Origin of the sequence: Soonwooa sp., from assembly GCF_030151385.1 — a bacterium.
Taxonomy (GTDB): Bacteria; Bacteroidota; Bacteroidia; order Flavobacteriales; family Weeksellaceae; genus Soonwooa.
This window is the reverse complement of the sequence record NZ_JASLDS010000056.1, coordinates 1-17283: the sequence shown is the minus strand read 5'-3', so window position 1 is coordinate 17283 and position 17283 is coordinate 1. Positions and strand designations below refer to the sequence as shown.

Here is a 17283-nt window from a genome sequence, read left to right as displayed (position 1 = left end):
TAAGATTTCTCTTTTGCTTAGTTTCTTTCTTTGTTAAGATGTGGCTTTTGAAAGCATTTTTTCTTTTGATCTTACCAGTACCAGTAAGAGCAAAACGCTTTTTAGCACCTGATTTAGTTTTTAATTTTGGCATTGTTCTGCGTTTTATATTTTGTTATCAATATCGTTTCAAGTTTGCAAATATACAAATTTTTACGCAATCTAGAGTAACAGCTTGTCAAAATTCTGATGACAAAAAAATTCTAATTTAAAAATCTTAAGAATTCGTTCTTTTTTAAACAAAAAAATAACTTTTAAGACAATGTATTGTGATTCAATATTTATTATAAAACAAGGCTAGATTATTAAAATCCAGCCTTATAATTTAGAGCTTGTTTAAATTTTATTGATAAAATTTTCATAGCTATTTTGAGATAAATTTTTTATTTCATATTTGAAGATTTAGCGAGCTAAATCAAAAATGAGAAGTGAAAAATTGGCTTAAAAGAGCATTAAAATTTATCAAAGAAGTTCTGAATAGGTCAAAAATATATTTCGGTAAAATTTTTAAACAGGCTCTTAGTTCAAAAGTATATAAGAAATTATCTGTATTCTCTTTTTACATCTTTGTATTGGTTAACAATTTCGACTTGAGTATTGTCTTTAATTCGTCTTACAGTGTACGAAATTGGTGCTGAAGAAGAAATTAAAGAGTTAGCAGAATTTTCTAGTTTTAGATAATTCATAAAACCATCGTAATCAGTGATAATGGTATTTGCACTACCTCCAAGAATCGATACTTTAATCTTATTAGATGTGAAAAGGTTTTTAAATTCTGTATTATAAGAAGTGTTTGCACTACCTCCAATTTTTCCGATTCCAAATTCCACGGAAGCTTTTACCATTTTGTTCACTTCGTCACTTTTCTTTTCCGTTTCTATTAGGATATAAGCCATACGACCATAATCAACACTACTGATGTATAACGGCTCATATTTACCAACTTGACTTGCTTGGATATCGCCGTCAATCCAATCTGTTTGATATTTTGGATCGATACCAGCAGAATACACATTTTGCGAAAGCTTCACCATCACAAACTTTCTGTTATTAACTGTTGTTTGACTGTTGGTAAAGTCAAAAGAGGCAGAAACGATTTTCGCAAAATTAGCTTTCGCATGTACCTCTGTTGCTTTTGTAAAACTTTCTTCGTTGTTAATCTCAGTACTTTCGAAAGTATAATTAGCAGGTACATATTCTAGCGGAAAGTAACCTGCATTTCCAATTTGCAAATCAGACAATGCTTGGAAGATCGTACTACCTTTTGGCATCACAGATTTTACAGCTACCTTACTAGATCCTTTGATTGTTAAGAAAAGATCAACTGGTTTGAAAGGATTACTAAGTACTAATGGGTCATAGCCACCAGTCATAAAACTTTCTCCTTGAAGGATACTTCCAGGATAAAGCATAGTCGTCTCAATTGGAGATTCACGTATCAAAGCTGGCTTCATAACAGCATCTGACTTCTCTGTAGTAACCAGATATTCTTTCTTTGGCACACCATTTATTACTGCCGTATTTCCAGTAAACTCTGCAGAAACTTCCTGATCTGGTTTTGTCGAAAACTTTACAGATTGTACATTGTTTAAGTTTCCACTGCTGCCACTGGCATCATCACGATTACAAGAGATTAAACCTATTGCAATAACCGCTGCCGAAATTGGCATTCTAAAAAAATTCGCTTTCATCATTTTTCTACTTTATTTTTATTTGTTTATTAATATCTACCAATTGTTTTTACCATCATCACCCCAAGCATCTTGCTGTCCTTGGTACACGACAGGAATGTTATTATATTCGACAGTAACAATTTGATTATTTATTTGCTTTTTAAAAGTCAGTTTGTCAATTTTATCTGGTCTAACTGACGCACTGCTACCTCCTTTATAATGCTGCATATCATAAAAATCAAGACTTTGCTTTTGTTTAAGACCCGAAAATGCATTATCTACAAAGCTAAACTTAGCCGAAAACGGAACATTATTTAGGTAATTATCATTCTCCTGATTGCCCGTATCAATGTATAATTTATTATAATAGTTCCATTCAGAATGACTAAATAGACCATCGTCTTTCGTCTTTCTTGTGTAACTATAGGCATTAATTTTAACCGCATTGAACAAAATATCGCCATCATTGGTTCCCACTACATCAGTCGAATTGTCTTTAATACTTTTTATAGAAAATTTGTTTTGAAAGTTACCAGGTTTCTTGATAAACATTTTGAATTCGCCCTCCTTCTTGGGAGTAGTTATCTCAGAATATTTTGTTTTTTCAAAATACAATTCGAAATCATCATTAATTCTTTGATGCTTGGCTACTTCGGAAGTTTGAGGCGTAATGTAATAATAAGGTGCAGTAAAATTGGAAGTAATTCTATACTTAAAGGTTAAGGTATCGCCAACTTGTACATTGGTCAAATCTGAAGCTGTTGAACTTCCAACAAAATCAATTTTTATACTAAGATCATTTTTTTGGTTGTTAGGAGATGTAGAGTCATCATTATCGTTACTACTACATGAAAGTGTCAAAAGCAACAAAGTTGCTGAAACAAAAATACTTTTTCTATTCATTTTTTATTTTTCCTTAAAAAGATTAGTAAAAAGCAAAAGTAAGCAAAACGATTAAATCCGTTGCTATACAATGTTTTATAAAGAAGTAGTCTTTATTTGGAACTCGGTGTCTGATAGGTTTTGGGCTTGAAATGACAAAGTTAAGTTACTAATTCGTTACCGATTAATAGAGGTTTCTTATTAGTTTAAACGGTTATATTTCAGTGTTTTGCACTTATTTTTATATTTCCTTGTAACTCAATGTAAATTAATTTTAAACATTAAACATTTGAGTTATGACGCAGACAAAAAAATCAACGTTCAAACTGCTTTTCTACTTGAAAAAGAACGAACTGAAAAAAAATGGTAACGCTCCAATTATGGCTCGTATTACCATTGATGGAGCACCTAAAACTTTTGGGACAAAGTTAGAAATTGATCCTAGCAATTGGGATCTAAAATATGGAAGAGTTGAGGGCAAAAGCGCAACAGCTTTAAATATTAATAAAAAATTGGATAACATACGTGGGCGTATCGACAAAATTTATGAAGATATGCTGAAACACGAGGGCTTTGCTACTTCTCAAAAAGTAAAGCTTTCATTCTTGGGTGTTGGTGTAATGGATGATGCAATTCTAAAAGTCTTCAATGATAAAAATGAGGATTTTAAAAAATTGGTTGACAAGGAAGAACGTTCACAAAGCACCTACAACAAGTACATCACAGTTTATAATCATCTTACCGCTTTTATTAAAGAACGCTATCATCGTGATGATATGGCTTTTCGGGAATTGACTGGAGATTTTATTAGGGAATTTGATTTTTATCTTCGGTACGATTTACAATCTACACATAATACGGTTTGGGTTTACACTATGCCCGTGCTAAGTCTGGTGGAATTGGCTATAAAAAAAGGTTTGATCCGTGATAATCCATTTCAAGATTATGAAATCAATATGGAAGAAACCGACAGGGGTTATATTCTTAAAGAAGATGTAGAAAAACTGATGATGTGTGCACCGCCCCACCCACGGTATGAGCTTGTGAAAGATCTTTTTATTTTCAGTTGTTTTACCGGACTTGCTTATGCGGATATTAAAAAACTAACAAGGAACAATATTCAGTCTTTCTTCGATGGCCATCAATGGATCATCAGCAGAAGAAAAAAATCAGATATTGCTTCTAATGTTCGGTTAATGGAAATCCCAAAACGTATTATAGAAAAATACCTCGGTAGCACTCGTAATGAGTTTATCTTTCCAGTTCCAACTAATGTAACCTGCAATACTCACATTGGCAAATTAATTGAAAAAGCTGAAATTATTACAGAACAAAAAGTAACTTTTCACACCGCAAGACACACATTTGGAACGATGTTTTTGACCGAAGGCGTACCTCTTGAAAGCCTTAGCAAAATGATGGGACATAAAAACATTTCAACTACACAGATTTATGCTAAAATTACCAGCCAAAAGATTAGTAAGGATATGGATTTGGTAGCTCCTAAATTTAAGGAGATTGAAGAAGCGTTTTTACAGGTCATATAGTTAATCACAATTTGATAATTACGAGCAGAACTTAACGGTTCTGCTTTTTTTATGCCCATATTTTATAGCCAAAGCACATTTACTTCGCTCTGCTATTCCCTTTCTGTAAAAGAGCTTTTGGCTAATTCTGGAACAGAAGATTAAAAAATGTTGCCATCTACGCCTCCCACACAAATACATTTTCTAATCCTCTGTTAGTGTGGCTTTGATAGCCCCGCCGCTTTAAAAAAGTGTTTTAAAAATTCAGCGAATTGGAAGTGTTATTTCAATTCACTGTAAACCATTTCTCAATGCCATCTTCTTGGCTTCCACATTCATTTTTATCCAAAGACCCGTATGCTTTTTTGTCCCATTTCAAGAGCAAAGGTATTTCCGTGTTCTTAACGCATCACAAAGGTCAAGCAAGTTTGGAAAATAATCTCCACCCGTTGGGTAGTATTTTTTTTCAAAACCTTGGTGATGCTAAACACGAACCTTTTATGCTCGTGAAACGAAACATAGCATACTCCGGCTCTTTAAACGAATAAAAAAAATGTCAGATATGAAGATTAAAAACATTGGAAATGGTAATGAAACGAAACAGCACCTCCTCTCATTGCCGAATAAATCTAAAAAAATAAAAATAAATAACTAAAAATTAAGGGATATGAACATCACAGGAAGACTGACAAGGGATGCGGAAGTACGCACAACGTCACAGGACAAACAAGTAGTAAATTTTTCAGTAGCGACCAACGACAGCTACCGTAACAAGCAAGGCGAACGCATAGAGCAAACAACCTATTTCGACTGCTCCTATTGGATAACCCCGAATGTAGCCAAGCTACTCACAAAAGGCACTTTGGTAGAACTATCGGGACGAGTAAGCACAAGAGCGTGGACAGGTAATGATGGAGAACCAAGAGCAGGACTGAATTTCCATACCTCTCAAATCAAATTGCACGGAGGTGGCAAAAAATCGGAAACGGCACAAGCTACCACAAACACAAACAACAATCAGGCAGAAGACGACCTCCCATTTTAATCAAGAACATTCAACCATTTTTTAATATCAAAATTTTAAGCATTATGGCACATAATATCAATTTCAACGAGAGAACAGGACGTTATTCATTTTTTAGCGTACAACAAAAAGCGTGGCACAACTTGGGGCAAATCGTGGAGCAATACCCGACAAGCGAGGAAGCTATCAAACACGCAGGGTTAGATTACGAAGTCGTAAAATCCCCACTTTTTACCAAAGGTTCGGGCATTATCGAAACGGCTAACGACATAGAGATAGGCAGTAGCGAATTGGAAGTACCTAACTATTTTGCCAACATACGCACCGATAACAATGCCGTATTGGGCGTAGTCGGTAAGGATTACCATATCGTACAAAACCGTGAAGCCTTTAATTTCTTTGATGCTATTGTAGGCGGTAGCGATGGTATTCTGTACGAAACCGCAGGAGCATTAGGCAACGGAGAACGTATTTTCATCACAGCCAAATTGCCCGATTATATTCGTGTAGGTAATGGCGATGATGTTACGGAAAAGTACATTTTCCTAACCACTTCTCACGATGGTAGCGGAAGTATCACAGCCGCATTCACGCCTATCAGAATTGTTTGTCAAAATACCTTAAACGCTTCATTACGCAGTATGACTAATGTTGTCCGTATCAAACACACTTCGGGAGCAAAAGGACGTATCGAGAACGCTCACAAGATTATGGGACTTGCCAACACATTGAGCAACCAATTAGAGGGAATTTTCAATGAATGGGCAAAAGTAAAGGTAACAGACCGAGAGGTTAAAAAGCTAATCCAATTGGCACTTTGCCCGAATAAGGAAACCTTTGATTTAATCAAAAAAGGTGCGGAAGATGAAATTTCAACCCTTTTTAAAAATACCGTTGAAGATGCTTTTGCATATGCAATGATTAGCGACACCCAGCAAATGGACACAACAAAAGGCACTTTGGCGTAAGCAAAATCCAATATGCAAAATCTGGAAACTCAAAATCAAAACTTCACGGGAAGATTATTCATTTCAAGACAAAAAATGGAAAAGAGTTTTGCTTGTTCGGTAGTGCCAATATTACACCTGCAGGATTGGGATTATTGGGCAAAAATTCAAATGCAGAAGTTTCACTTCTTATTCAGTCAGAAAAAGGTGGATTATTAAACCAATTAGGCATAAAACTGAAAACAAGCAATAGTAAAAGCCTTGATGAATTTACAGCGACTACAAATCAGTCAATTTATGAAACTATAATCAAGAACAATCAATTTAAAGTACAGTTGCTTTGTGCAGAGTTGATTTATGATGAATTTATACTTCATTCCACTGGAACTTATACCGATGAATTCAAGGTTGTTTTCTTCGATAAACAAAACCGATTTTTGTATTCCAAAACTTTCTCAAATTATGCGAAAGAGCTAAAAATAACAGTCAATTTAGAATTAGGCAGTTTCCTATATGTGCAATTGACAAATGTTAATGATGGGATTATCTCAAATAAACTATTAATTTCCGATTATTTCCTTTTGGCGAAAACGCATCCTAACCCAAAAACAGAGGAAATTGAGAAAATTTATAGCGAAATTCAAAATGGCGAACTAAGTAAAGTTCTTGACTTGTTGCATTACGCCATCTTTGACGAAACAGAAAATGAGACAGGAGCCAGCTTTTTAGATAGCAGAAGAAACACGTTTACAAAGTTGAATGATGACAAAGAACCTGAAAAACTTTACGATCTCTCTTCCTATAAAGCAATAGAAAATTCTGGATTTGAAAAAAACCTTCTACTCTCTTCTCTTTCCCTACGTGTTTTAGATGTTTTGAAGTTCATCAATTTAAATGGAATTTCAACAAATAAAAAAGCTGATATAAGTATTGATGAGCAAGAAGACGATTTAGGCAACATAAATGGAAATGAGGAAGGAGAAGTGGCAACGGTTCGTAACCTCTCCTTTGTCATGCTTAAATCTGAAAAAAGAAAGTTGATGAACTACTTTGATAACCTTTACAATTACCAACAAGAAATTCTCTATGGGAATAGTCGACCAAAAACATATAGGCCTACACTTACAGATTTGACTAAATATTTAATCGCTCTTGAGTTGATAAGTGAATACGGAGGGAAATCTGCAAAGTATGACGAACAAGACACGCACCATTTTTTCAGTTATTTACCATTTGTAGACGATTATGACAATAACAATGTAAAGGGTTGTTGTTTAAACTTAATTGGCGACTTTTTGATGCTGGCAAGAAGCGGATTTAAAGCGTATGAATTTGACTATACAAAAAAGAAAATCGAGGAACTAAAAAAAGAGGCACTCATAAATACAATTGTTTGCTTAATTAACAATCGATGGAAAGATGATGAATTACATTACTTTTTTACTATGGCTTTAAATGCACTTCATTATTTAGGTTGTAGGAATGTAGATGATTTCAATAGCAATTTTGTAGAATTAAAATCCAAAATTAATATTAGAATTTCTGAGTTGAAAAACAGGACAAAAGGATTTGAAAAAAACTTAGAGATATTTTACGAAAGACTATGTCCTTCGTTTATAAAAGTGATTGAACAGATTGAAGATAAGAACTTTGATACATCAGCAGTTAACGGGCAAATTATTTACAAATCGCCTTGGGGTTATAGCTACGTTCAGTACGTAAATAAAACAAACGATTTTACTTTAATCAGACCTGGCTTTATGTGGGACTATGATAAAGAAGATTACATAAAACACAGTCCAGACGAAATTTATTTACCTCTAAAACTCTCATCTTTTATATGCACCGATTTGTAAGTTAAAAAATCGGATAACTTTTGGGTTATCCGATTTGCGCTATTTAAGTCCTGTTTTGTAAGTGTTATCAAGTTTGTTATGAATAATTGTAGCTACAACCAATACTTCAGTCATTTCTGAAAGTTGAGTGTCTTCTAATATTTTCGGGTTATGCGCTTTTGGATTTCGGTACATAGAAAAAAATCCTTTACAGAAGTTGCCGAAACCCTTATGCTCACTTTCTTCGCTTGGATTATTCAGCATATTAAAAGCAAGCATAGGTCTTTTGTCTTTTCCTAAAGCAAAACAATCATCAACCAGATCTGCTCCATCTGAAGTATAGCCACTTTTCTGCCTAAGTCTTTCCGCAACACTTTTTGTGATTTCTAGTATAGAGTGAAAATAATTTTCTTTCAGCCATTCGGCTTCGCAGTATGGTAAAATTTCTGAATGAACTCCGATACCGTGTACTTTTTCTTTGATTTTAAGTGACCTGCTTTTAGCTTCTGAAATGGTTTTAGCCTTTTCAACTAGTCGGGGTTGTCCGGTTTTATCAATTTCTATCCCTTCGTAAACTAATTTTTCATTGATAGTTGTTCTGTCTCTTTCAAATTCGTCTTCGGAATTATATCTTTTAGGATTTAATAACCTAACTACAAATGCCAATACATTATTTCCACAATTGTCTTGTATTTGCTTTTCTTTTAATGCATAAAAAAGTCTGTCGGTTTTGTTTGTACCAATTTGCGATTGAGAAATATTAGCACCAGCTAAATGTTCTGTGATTTTTGTATGCGTTAATAGATTTGATATAATGTCAGATATATTTCGCAAGGTTATGTCATCAAAGGATTTTGTCATTTAAAAATGATTAATTCTGTTTCTGGATTTCCATGTTTTGGATTTCCCTATCTTTTTTCTCACGAGAATAAACCCAAAGTGATAAAAGTCCAAATATAATCAATCCATAAGCTATCCATTTACCAACCTTTTCAATAAATTTAATGAAAACCGAACTTTCATAAGATGAAAAACCTTCGGCTCCCATCGGACCACGCCTGTAAAACTTTCGTCGGTTAAGCCAATAGCGAAGTCCTAAACCTGCAATCAAAAATATTATTCCTATAACCAATGATGCGACCATAACAAAACACTTAAAATCTACTTTTTAAATTTACAAAAAAAAACAGTTTTAATATCCCTTAAAAAGAGAAATCCTGCTTTTTGTGGCAGGATTTCATTGTTTTTAATCAGCACTATTAAACTGAAAACTTATCTGTTTTTCATTTCCAAAGCTGTCCGAAATCCAAACATCAAAGGATTGCGAAACGGCAGATGTTGAAGTATAGTACAACCGAAATTGCTCTGTGGGTAATGGGTATAAATCGTTCGGTAAATATGGTTGCTCATCGTAATACCGCAATGTGCCTTGTCCGTCAAATTGGAAATAGCGAAGAAAATACTGTGTGTTGCTGTAATTGCCTGTTCGCTGTATGGCAATGCGTATTTCTACCGTTTGTCCATTGGCTACATCTTTTGGAACTGGCATCACGTTTACCTCGAAAGGAAAATCGTTCTGTATTTCGAGTTCATCATCTTTACTACAAGATACTAAAGTTACCGAAGCTGTTAGGATTGCCAGCATTACATATATCGGCACTAATCCTATTCTGAATTTATTAAATATTGCTATCATTGTTTTAAGTTTTTAAAAATTAAACCTTAATCCCACACCTGCGGATGGTCGGAATTGCTCTAAGTCCGTACCCCAAAATACTTTTGTGCGTCCTTGCAGGATTAAAACAAAACGGTCTGATAGATATGTTTCAAGAGTGAGCCGTCCACCAGCTCCGTAGATGAAGTTATCCTCGCTCAAAATCTTTGCTCCGTCATACAACATCGCTTCGCCACGATTGATGCTTTCATAACCGACCACACCTGTTATTCCGAAGTTCAGTGTGATGTTTTTACGGGCATCACCCAACAGAAAGAAACTGTAACCGCCTTCGGCAGTATAAGTTTCCTGCGGTATGCGGAGGTCTTTATAATTGTGGTATTGGTGCGTGTATTCCAATGCCCAAAGCTGGTAGTTCCCGTTTTTACCGTTCACGGTCATTCCGATATTGGCTATTGTAGCGTTGTAAGTCTAACCGTAACTGGTTGCTGATGTTTTTGGTAAGGATTGTAGCCGTCACATTAGCCTTACGCTTACCTAACACTGTAAGCACCGTATCATCCACATAATTATCAAGCAGAATAATAGAACTTTTGGCACTTCGGATAATATCTGAAACAAAGGCGTAGGCATCAAAGATTTGTCCGTTGTAAAAAATGCCTTTTTCGCTGTGCAGCTTGTCGCTTTCCAAAGCCTTAAAAATCTCTTCAAATTTTTGGTCGGCTTCCAATTGCTTTAACTCAATATTATCCAAACGATGAAACAAAGAAGCATTGCTGATAAGTATACGCCGCATTTCTACAAAGGCTTCCATTATTTCCACACTCATTTTAACAGCTATATCCGAACGGAGTATGGCAGATGCCATTGCAACACCTTGTTCGGTAAAAACATAGGGTAAATAACGTCTGCCGCCGTAATTTAAACTTGTGGTTCCAATTTGGAACCTCAAGTTATGGGCTTCCTCTTCGGTCAGTTGAAAGCAGAATGATACAGGAAAACGCTCAATATTTCTTTTAACAGCTTTGTTCAGGTTCTTTGTTTCCACCTGGTATAAGGCAGCGAGGTCGCTATCCAACATCACCTGTTTGCCCCGGATAGTATAAATCAAGTTCCTAATTTCTTTGGGTACGATTGACGGTTTATTTTCCATTGCGTTTACTGCATTTGTTTTTCTCAAACTCAAAAGAGCTTTCGGCGTTTTCTTTCAGTACGATGTAAGCATCGAATTTTTTTCCGGCTTTGCTTGTCATTCCTTTGATTAAAGCCGTTTTGCCTTTATTGACAAGGCTTGTTATATTTTCGATACTAATTTGTATACCGCAGACGTTACGGAACTGTACCCAGTTACAAGCCTCATCAGGGCATTTTACAATCTTATCACGTATAATGAGCTGTTGACTTTTGCACTTTGGACAGGTCAGTTTGGGTTGGTTGTTGCTTGCAATGGAAGTTTGCAGCAATTCATCTGTAATGGATTTGGCATAGGTTTCCATTTCCTTTTGGAATGCTCCGGCATCCGCTTCGTTGTTTTCGATTTTCTGCAATGCCAATTCCCATTCTGCGGTCATTGCCACATCAGCGATTTTCCGGTCTTTGACAAGCCCGTACACCTGCAATCCTTTTTCGGTAGGGATTAAAGAACGTTTATCCCGTTGGATATAATTACGGGTAAACAGGGTTTCTATAATGGCGGCTCTTGTTGCAGGAGTACCGATACCGATATTTTTGAGGGCTTTGCGCTCTTCTTCGTTCTCGATTTCCTTACCTGCGGTTTCCATAGCCAACAAAAGCCCTGCTTCTGTGTAAAGCACTGGCGGTTTGGTCTGCTTTTCCAAAACGGCAGCTTCCTTTATGGCAAGTTCGTCGCCTTTACGCAGTTCAGGTAATTCCTGCACTGGCTCTTCGCCGTCATCGGTAAAACTTCCTTTGATGGAACGCCAACCCGCTTCCTGAATTTTACAGCCTTTTGCCGTAAAGTCGTAATGCAATACCTGTAATGATACATCGGTTATTTCCTTAACACAGGCTTGCGATATGGCTTCGAGCATACGAAGCGCAATCATATTGTAAATCTTGTTTTCGTCTGCATTAAGTACAGACGGCACTTTATCCGTAATCAAAAAACCGTGATGGTCCGTTACACGGAGGTCATTCACGATACGTTTGTTAAACCGTCCCCATTTGATTTTGGTAAGGGCTTGCTTGCAATCCTCACGATTTTGCAAAGCCCGCACAAGGTTGGGAATTTCAGCCCACATATCTTCAGGAATGTATTTGCTTCCGGTACGTGGATACGTGATAAACTTCTTTTCGTACAGGCTTTGCGCAATATTGAGCGTAGCTTCAGCAGATAACTTCAGCCTTTTGTTGGCTTCCTTTTGTAAGCCTGTCAGGTCAAAAAGCAGGGGCGGTTGTTCGGTAACACTTTTTGTTTCCACTGATGTAATGGTTGCCGTTGCGCCACGCTGAATGGTTTTAAGCGTATCATCGGCAAGTTGCTTTTCTTCCCATTTGGTAGCAGAAATACTTTTGAAATCAACCTGCGCTTTATTGTGGCTTAATTGTATCTGCCAGTATTTCTTTACTGCGAAATTCTTATTGTCGAGGTAGCGTTTGCATATCAAGGCCAGTGTAGGTGTTTGTACCCTGCCGAGCGAATAAACACCATTACCTGCGGCAATGCTCAATGCCTGCGTCGCATTGATGCCCACCAACCAGTCGGCACGGCTTCTGCCTTGCGCTGCCTGATACAGTCCGTCAAATGCTGCCCCGTCTTTAAGATTGTCAAAGCCCTGCTTTATTGCCTTTTCGGTCAGCGAACTTATCCAAAGGCGTTCAAATGGCTTGTTGCATTTCAGGTACTCATAAATGTACCTGAAAATGAGTTCGCCCTCACGACCTGCATCGGTAGCAACGATGATGCTGTTGCTCTTATTAAAAAGCTGCTCAATCACTTTCAGTTGCTTCAATGCGCCAGTATCGGCGGCATAGCCCTTGTCTTTTTTGACCTTGCGAACGGTCAATAAAAACGGGTTGGGCAATATCGGCAGGGATGCCTTGTCAAATCCCGCAATGCCGTAATCTTCGGGTATTCCCAGTCCTATTAAATGACCGAATGCCCACGTAACAAAATAGCCGTTACCTGTCAGGTAGCCGTCCTTTTTATCGGATGCTCCCACAAGTCCGGCTATTTCTCTTGCTACGCTTGGTTTTTCTGCAATGATTGTTTTCATACCGTATTACATTTTTCTGCCTTTGGATTTTGCAGGCTTGTTGTCCTGTTGCTCCTGCTGCTTTTCGTTTTTCGGTGTTTGCTGCCCGGACTTCAAAGGCTCTTGCACATTCTTGGTCGCTTCATTGGTTTTGCCCTCCGAATTGACGGCAGTCTGAGTTTTATGGGTTTCGGCAGGTTCTACCCGTGCTTTATACTGACCGGGGAACTCAAAATTGGTCTTTCCGGTATCTTTGTCGAAAGTGATATAACCCTTATATGGTTGGTCTTTTTTATCTTTCAGTTCAACGTATATGGTTTGTCCGGCTTTGAACTTGTTGTACTGCTCGTCATCCAGTTCTTTACCCCTGAAAGTTCTTGGAGCCTCCTGCGGTTGGCTTTGCTGATTGCTTTGCCCAGTGTTCTGTTGGTTGGTTTGCGCCTGCTGATTATTGTTGCTTCTGTCAAACAGGAACTCAACGTATCGCTTATCCGCATTGAATTGTACCGTTGCCGAAAACTCTGTTCCCTTAGTGGAAATCATATCCTCTAAATAGAGTGGTTTGCCCTCCATTAAAGTTTGTTTCTGTTCGTCATTCAGGTTTACGCCCTTAATTTCATCGGGAATTTTGATAAACTCCGTGCGTAGCGCAATCACGTCATTGGTCAACCTGTCAATGCTGATAATGGACGGCATCAGTTCGCCTGTTTTGGAATTTACCAAATTAACCACACGCCCCATATTGCCCGTTTCGAGCAGGTTTTTCTTGTCTTCGTCCGTAAACTTGTGACCGAAAAACTCAAAGTGTAGGTTAGGTTCTCTTTTGATACCGTGTATTGCCACGATAACATTGCCGTCTTCCGCTTGCTGTAAAGACAGGCGGGCATCCGTGCGGAGGATAGAACCACCGAGGTTAATGCCTATCGGTAAAAGCTCATTGGTTTTGTAACCTCGTAACAAGGGGTCGAGCAAGTTTCTTTTTTCAAAATACTCTTTGCTTAATCCGAGGTTCTTCATTGTGTCCCAATCAATCTGCTCCGGCTTGTAGCGGTATTCGCTTGCTTCCGTTGTTGTTTGTGCTGTTGCCATATTATTTTGATTTTCTTGTTTTTTATCGGGTTGGGGTTCTGCTTTTACTTCGTGTTCTTTCAGCACTTTTTCGCCCTGTGGAGTGGGCTTATCTACGTGCTTTTGCAGTTCCTGCGCTTTTTCAGCAGCAACCGGGGCAGGCACTTTGAAGAAAGTAAAGTTTGTAGGGTTCTTTAACTGGCTGAAAAAATTGGAAAAGAAGTTGGAAAAGAAATCGCCGCCTTTGTCCACACGCATAAACTGGTTTTGGTTTTTCTTGGTGGGTTCAACGGTTTCCATTTTCCCGTTTTCGTCTATACTCTTTACCGCCTGGATTTTCATTTTCTCTTTATCCAGTACGAGTAAGATGTCCGAAAGCTGTTCGGGCATTTCCTGTTTATTTGTTGTTTCTTCGCTCATAGTCTGAAAATTTTAAAATTTCACGGTCGAATGTAAAGGAAGCCTTCACTGATTTGCTTTAAGTGGCACTCAAAGGCAGCATTTGTCACTTATTGGCATCCAGTTTGGGCAAAGGCGGGTTAAAACTTTCCCTGATGAACTGATGCACATCGGACAGCTTGTAATACAGTTTTCCGCTAATCGTATAATAAGGCAGCTTGCCTATGGAGCGATACCGTTGCAGGGAACGGTTACTGATTTTTAGCATTTGCAATAAGTCCTGATTATCCAGTAACTCTTCGCCGTCTATGCTGTTACGCTTTTTTTGTAAATCGTCTATGTGGTTGCCGAGAATGTCAAGCCTGTCCATTATGCGTTCCATCCACGCCACAAATTCCATTTTGTCGATATTCATATGGGTACGCTTTTAATGATTATCTGATTTCAGTTTTCTGCCTTTCTCGATATAGCTTTTGCCTTTCGCCATAAGCTGCTCCACATATTCATCGGTGGTCTGCACAGCGTTAGCGTTGAGCATATCTTTTATTGCACCAATGGTATAGTAATACTGCCCATACATTTTTGAAAAGGCTATCTGCCCGTTGGTGCGCATACGCCACAATGTTTTTTCGCTGATGTGGAGATACTGGCAGACTTCGTGATTGTTAAGCCATAAGCTATCGTAGCTTGTATCTTCCAGTTTGAGGATATATTCGCTAATGGCTTTCAACCGTTCATTAAGGTGCTTCCACACTTCTTCGTCAACTGTTATAATGTTCATAGCACTATTATTTAATATTCACAGGACAAAATTCAGAAGTGTGGTGGTGTTTATCTGCCAATGCTTACCCATTGGTTTGGCACTTTTTTAATTTTTTTTGCAATGAGAAAAACCCTTGTTTTATAAGGGTTTTAGCGTTTTACGACTAATTTGTAGTAGTTTTTGCCCATATCTGCCAATTGGCAGATATGGGCAAGAAAAAAGCAGTACACAAAATGTACTGCTTTTAAAACCTACGCCGATATTGCTAAAGGGTTTTGTCCATATACTCTTCGAGGGAAATTTTGAGTTGGTCTAAAAACGCTGTCCGGGAGCCAGCCCTGGTTTTCATTCGGTGGAAAGAATGATGTATATCGTTTAAGGGCGTTCGGAATAGCACCTGAAAAATCAAAGCTAATTTTCGGATGCCTATTTTTCCATACGTAATGGAATTTGAAACATAGAGAGCGTATATCAGTTCGATAAGTGCATTTTGAGAATTTGTCCACGAAATGTCTTTGTTTGCATCTCCATTTATCAAAATCATATCCGGATTTTCTTCCGGGTTGATTTTGGTAAGCATATAAGTATAAAGCAATTCATTCGCTATAATGTGGGCTATCTTATTATCATAATAGGTTGAAAAACTAAGGTCTATTTCAAATACACCACTCTTTAAACCATCGTGGTAATTGATTTGCCCGAGCCTGAAATAAGTGTGGTCACGGTCTGTCCTGCCTGCACGATAATACCTGTAAAAATCCTCATTGCAAATACTTTCTTTATATTCTGATTTGAGGGTTTTTAAAAGGTTCTCATAATAACTCTGATGTATTTTACCATTGGTCACGGGGCAAGTAGTTTCGATGCGGAATACTTTGTTATAATAAATTAGTTTTCCTAAAATCTGCGGTTTAATGTTCTTGAAAAAATTGATTTCCTGCTGTTCATCTTTAAATCCGGTTTGCAAAACTTTCATCTTTATAGTAAACAGCATTTCTTTCAGGAATAAGGTCATTTGATATGCATCATCCGCAGTGTGCATCATCTTAGAAGACAGCTTGTCTTCCTGATGCTTAATTTCCGATAAAATTTTGTTCAACACGATTTCCATAGCATATTCTTTTAGAAGTTCTCATTATTGTTTCGGAGTTGCAACTATTATAGATATGTCAAAATTTGGGAATAATATTGAAACCAATATCACAGAATACCCCCAGTGGGGAGATTTTTATTGATATTTCAGTAAAAAGGAAAGGACGGAAAAATGGGTAAAGCACTAATGTCTTTACCCATTTTTTTATTACATTTGTATCAATGATTTACAAGGTAATCAAATGAAAGCAAGTGCAGTAAGCACCATTACTAAATCGTTACCGATAGAGTTCTCCGCTCTTGTAAACTCTTCTTTATTAGTCACTTTGGACTATATTAATTTTTTTTAGATAAAAAAACACATCCAAAAAACGTTCCATTTAAGAAAATAACATCTAAATAAAACACTAAACAAGAATACTATTCTCTTAATCCCAACAAATAACGAATAATTTTACTTTTTATTATTTAACACATATTAAAATATCGTAACAAACGATAAAACATAAATAAAGCACTGATAAAAATGCCAAAACATAAATATTTTTAACACAAAATAAATTACAACAATAAATACCCGCAAAGTCCAACCTGTTAAGCTTAAAAATAATTCTTGCACTTGTGTAAAATCTTGTTGACTGCATAAGTATGACTATCATTAAAAACAAAAAAAATCCAACTAAAAGTTGGATTTATAATATACATATAACTTACTAAACTAAAAATTGCTTAGTTGTTATATTAATTGAAATCGATAAATGATAGACCGATTACAGAACTTTTGACAGAAAATTACTTAGCTGGCTTCTTAGGACTCATCATCATAATCATTCTTTTACCCTCCAATTTTGGCAATTGATCTACTTTACCAACATGCTCTAGTTCTTGAGCAAGTTTTAAAAGTAAAATCTCACCTTGGTCTTTAAAGATGATTGAACGTCCCTTGAAGAACACATAAGTTTTCAATTTAGAACCTTCTTCTAAGAATTTCTCAGCGTGTTTTTTCTTGAATTCGTAATCGTGCTCATCGGTTTGAGGACCAAAACGAATTTCTTTAACAACAACTTTAACTTGCTTAGCTTTAAGTTCTTTTTGTTTTTTCTTTTGTTCGTAAAGGAATTTTTTATACTCCAGAACTCTTGCAA

Annotated in this window: 15 protein-coding genes and 3 pseudogenes; 4 read left to right on the top strand and 14 right to left on the bottom strand. The window is 36.8% G+C overall.

Annotation, left to right across the window (positions count from 1 at the left end; all coding sequences use genetic code 11):
• The 3 genes from rpmI to Q1V95_RS10950 all read right to left on the bottom strand — a co-directional run.
• On the bottom strand, positions 1–133 hold a 133-nt coding region (rpmI, locus tag Q1V95_RS10960), incomplete at its 3' end, for a 50S ribosomal protein L35 (RefSeq protein ID WP_300673739.1).
• A gap of 448 nt (positions 134–581) precedes the next feature.
• The gene (locus Q1V95_RS10955; RefSeq protein WP_300673737.1) at positions 582–1733 is read right to left on the bottom strand and encodes a thiol-activated cytolysin family protein; all 1152 of its coding nucleotides are present in this window, start codon (positions 1731–1733) and stop codon (positions 582–584) included.
• Between the two features lie 33 nt (positions 1734–1766).
• Positions 1767–2615 (bottom strand): hypothetical protein, encoded by an 849-nt coding sequence (locus tag Q1V95_RS10950; protein ID WP_300673735.1) that lies wholly within the window; start codon positions 2613–2615, stop codon positions 1767–1769.
• 275 nt (positions 2616–2890) lie between these two features.
• Here Q1V95_RS10950 and Q1V95_RS10945 point away from each other — a divergent pair, with 275 nt between their 5' ends.
• From Q1V95_RS10945 to Q1V95_RS10930, 4 genes and pseudogenes are all read left to right on the top strand, one after another.
• On the top strand, positions 2891–4141 hold the full coding sequence (locus tag Q1V95_RS10945; protein WP_300673732.1) for a site-specific integrase: 1251 nt from the start codon (positions 2891–2893) through the stop codon (positions 4139–4141).
• 646 nt (positions 4142–4787) lie between these two features.
• The gene (locus Q1V95_RS10940) at positions 4788–5165 is read left to right on the top strand and encodes a single-stranded DNA-binding protein (protein WP_300673727.1); all 378 of its coding nucleotides are present in this window, start codon (positions 4788–4790) and stop codon (positions 5163–5165) included.
• A 44-nt stretch (positions 5166–5209) separates the two neighbouring features.
• Positions 5210–6106: pseudogene (locus tag Q1V95_RS10935) on the top strand (DUF932 domain-containing protein); the annotation flags it as partial.
• Positions 6107–6204: 98 nt separating this feature from the next.
• Positions 6205–7947 carry a hypothetical protein gene (locus Q1V95_RS10930; RefSeq protein ID WP_300673725.1) on the top strand — a complete coding sequence of 581 codons (1743 nt, stop codon included), beginning with the start codon at positions 6205–6207 and terminating at the stop codon, positions 7945–7947.
• A 39-nt stretch (positions 7948–7986) separates the two neighbouring features.
• Here Q1V95_RS10930 and Q1V95_RS10925 read toward each other — a convergent pair whose 3' ends face one another.
• The 11 genes and pseudogenes from Q1V95_RS10925 to infC form a co-directional block, all read right to left on the bottom strand.
• On the bottom strand, positions 7987–8787 hold the full coding sequence (locus Q1V95_RS10925; protein ID WP_002978276.1) for a TIGR02391 family protein: 801 nt from the start codon (positions 8785–8787) through the stop codon (positions 7987–7989).
• Between the two features lie 10 nt (positions 8788–8797).
• On the bottom strand, positions 8798–9070 hold the full coding sequence (locus tag Q1V95_RS10920; protein WP_003002444.1) for a molybdenum ABC transporter permease: 273 nt from the start codon (positions 9068–9070) through the stop codon (positions 8798–8800).
• 102 nt (positions 9071–9172) lie between these two features.
• Positions 9173–9622, bottom strand: a complete 450-nt coding sequence (locus Q1V95_RS10915) for a DUF3872 domain-containing protein (RefSeq protein ID WP_074964051.1) — start codon at positions 9620–9622, stop codon at positions 9173–9175.
• A gap of 12 nt (positions 9623–9634) precedes the next feature.
• Positions 9635–10051 (bottom strand): annotated as a pseudogene (locus Q1V95_RS10910) (conjugal transfer protein TraO); the annotation flags it as partial.
• Positions 10047–10754 (bottom strand): annotated as a pseudogene (locus Q1V95_RS10905) (ORF6N domain-containing protein); the annotation flags it as partial. The pseudogenes Q1V95_RS10905 and Q1V95_RS10910, both read right to left, overlap by 5 nt.
• A complete protein-coding gene (locus tag Q1V95_RS10900) occupies positions 10744–12837 on the bottom strand; it encodes a type IA DNA topoisomerase (RefSeq protein ID WP_300673708.1) in 2094 nt (697 codons plus the stop codon). The pseudogene Q1V95_RS10905 and the gene Q1V95_RS10900, both read right to left, overlap by 11 nt.
• A gap of 6 nt (positions 12838–12843) precedes the next feature.
• Positions 12844–14304: a DUF3945 domain-containing protein gene (locus tag Q1V95_RS10895; protein ID WP_300673705.1), complete on the bottom strand. Its 1461-nt coding sequence runs from the start codon at positions 14302–14304 to the stop codon at positions 12844–12846.
• 85 nt (positions 14305–14389) lie between these two features.
• A complete protein-coding gene (locus Q1V95_RS10890) occupies positions 14390–14698 on the bottom strand; it encodes a helix-turn-helix domain-containing protein (protein ID WP_002978404.1) in 309 nt (102 codons plus the stop codon).
• A 12-nt stretch (positions 14699–14710) separates the two neighbouring features.
• Positions 14711–15064 (bottom strand): helix-turn-helix domain-containing protein, encoded by a 354-nt coding sequence (locus Q1V95_RS10885; protein ID WP_116096980.1) that lies wholly within the window; start codon positions 15062–15064, stop codon positions 14711–14713.
• Between the two features lie 247 nt (positions 15065–15311).
• Positions 15312–16157: an RteC domain-containing protein gene (locus tag Q1V95_RS10880; RefSeq protein ID WP_300673695.1), complete on the bottom strand. Its 846-nt coding sequence runs from the start codon at positions 16155–16157 to the stop codon at positions 15312–15314.
• A 773-nt stretch (positions 16158–16930) separates the two neighbouring features.
• On the bottom strand, positions 16931–17283 hold a 353-nt coding region (gene infC, locus Q1V95_RS10875), incomplete at its 5' end, for a translation initiation factor IF-3 (protein ID WP_300673692.1).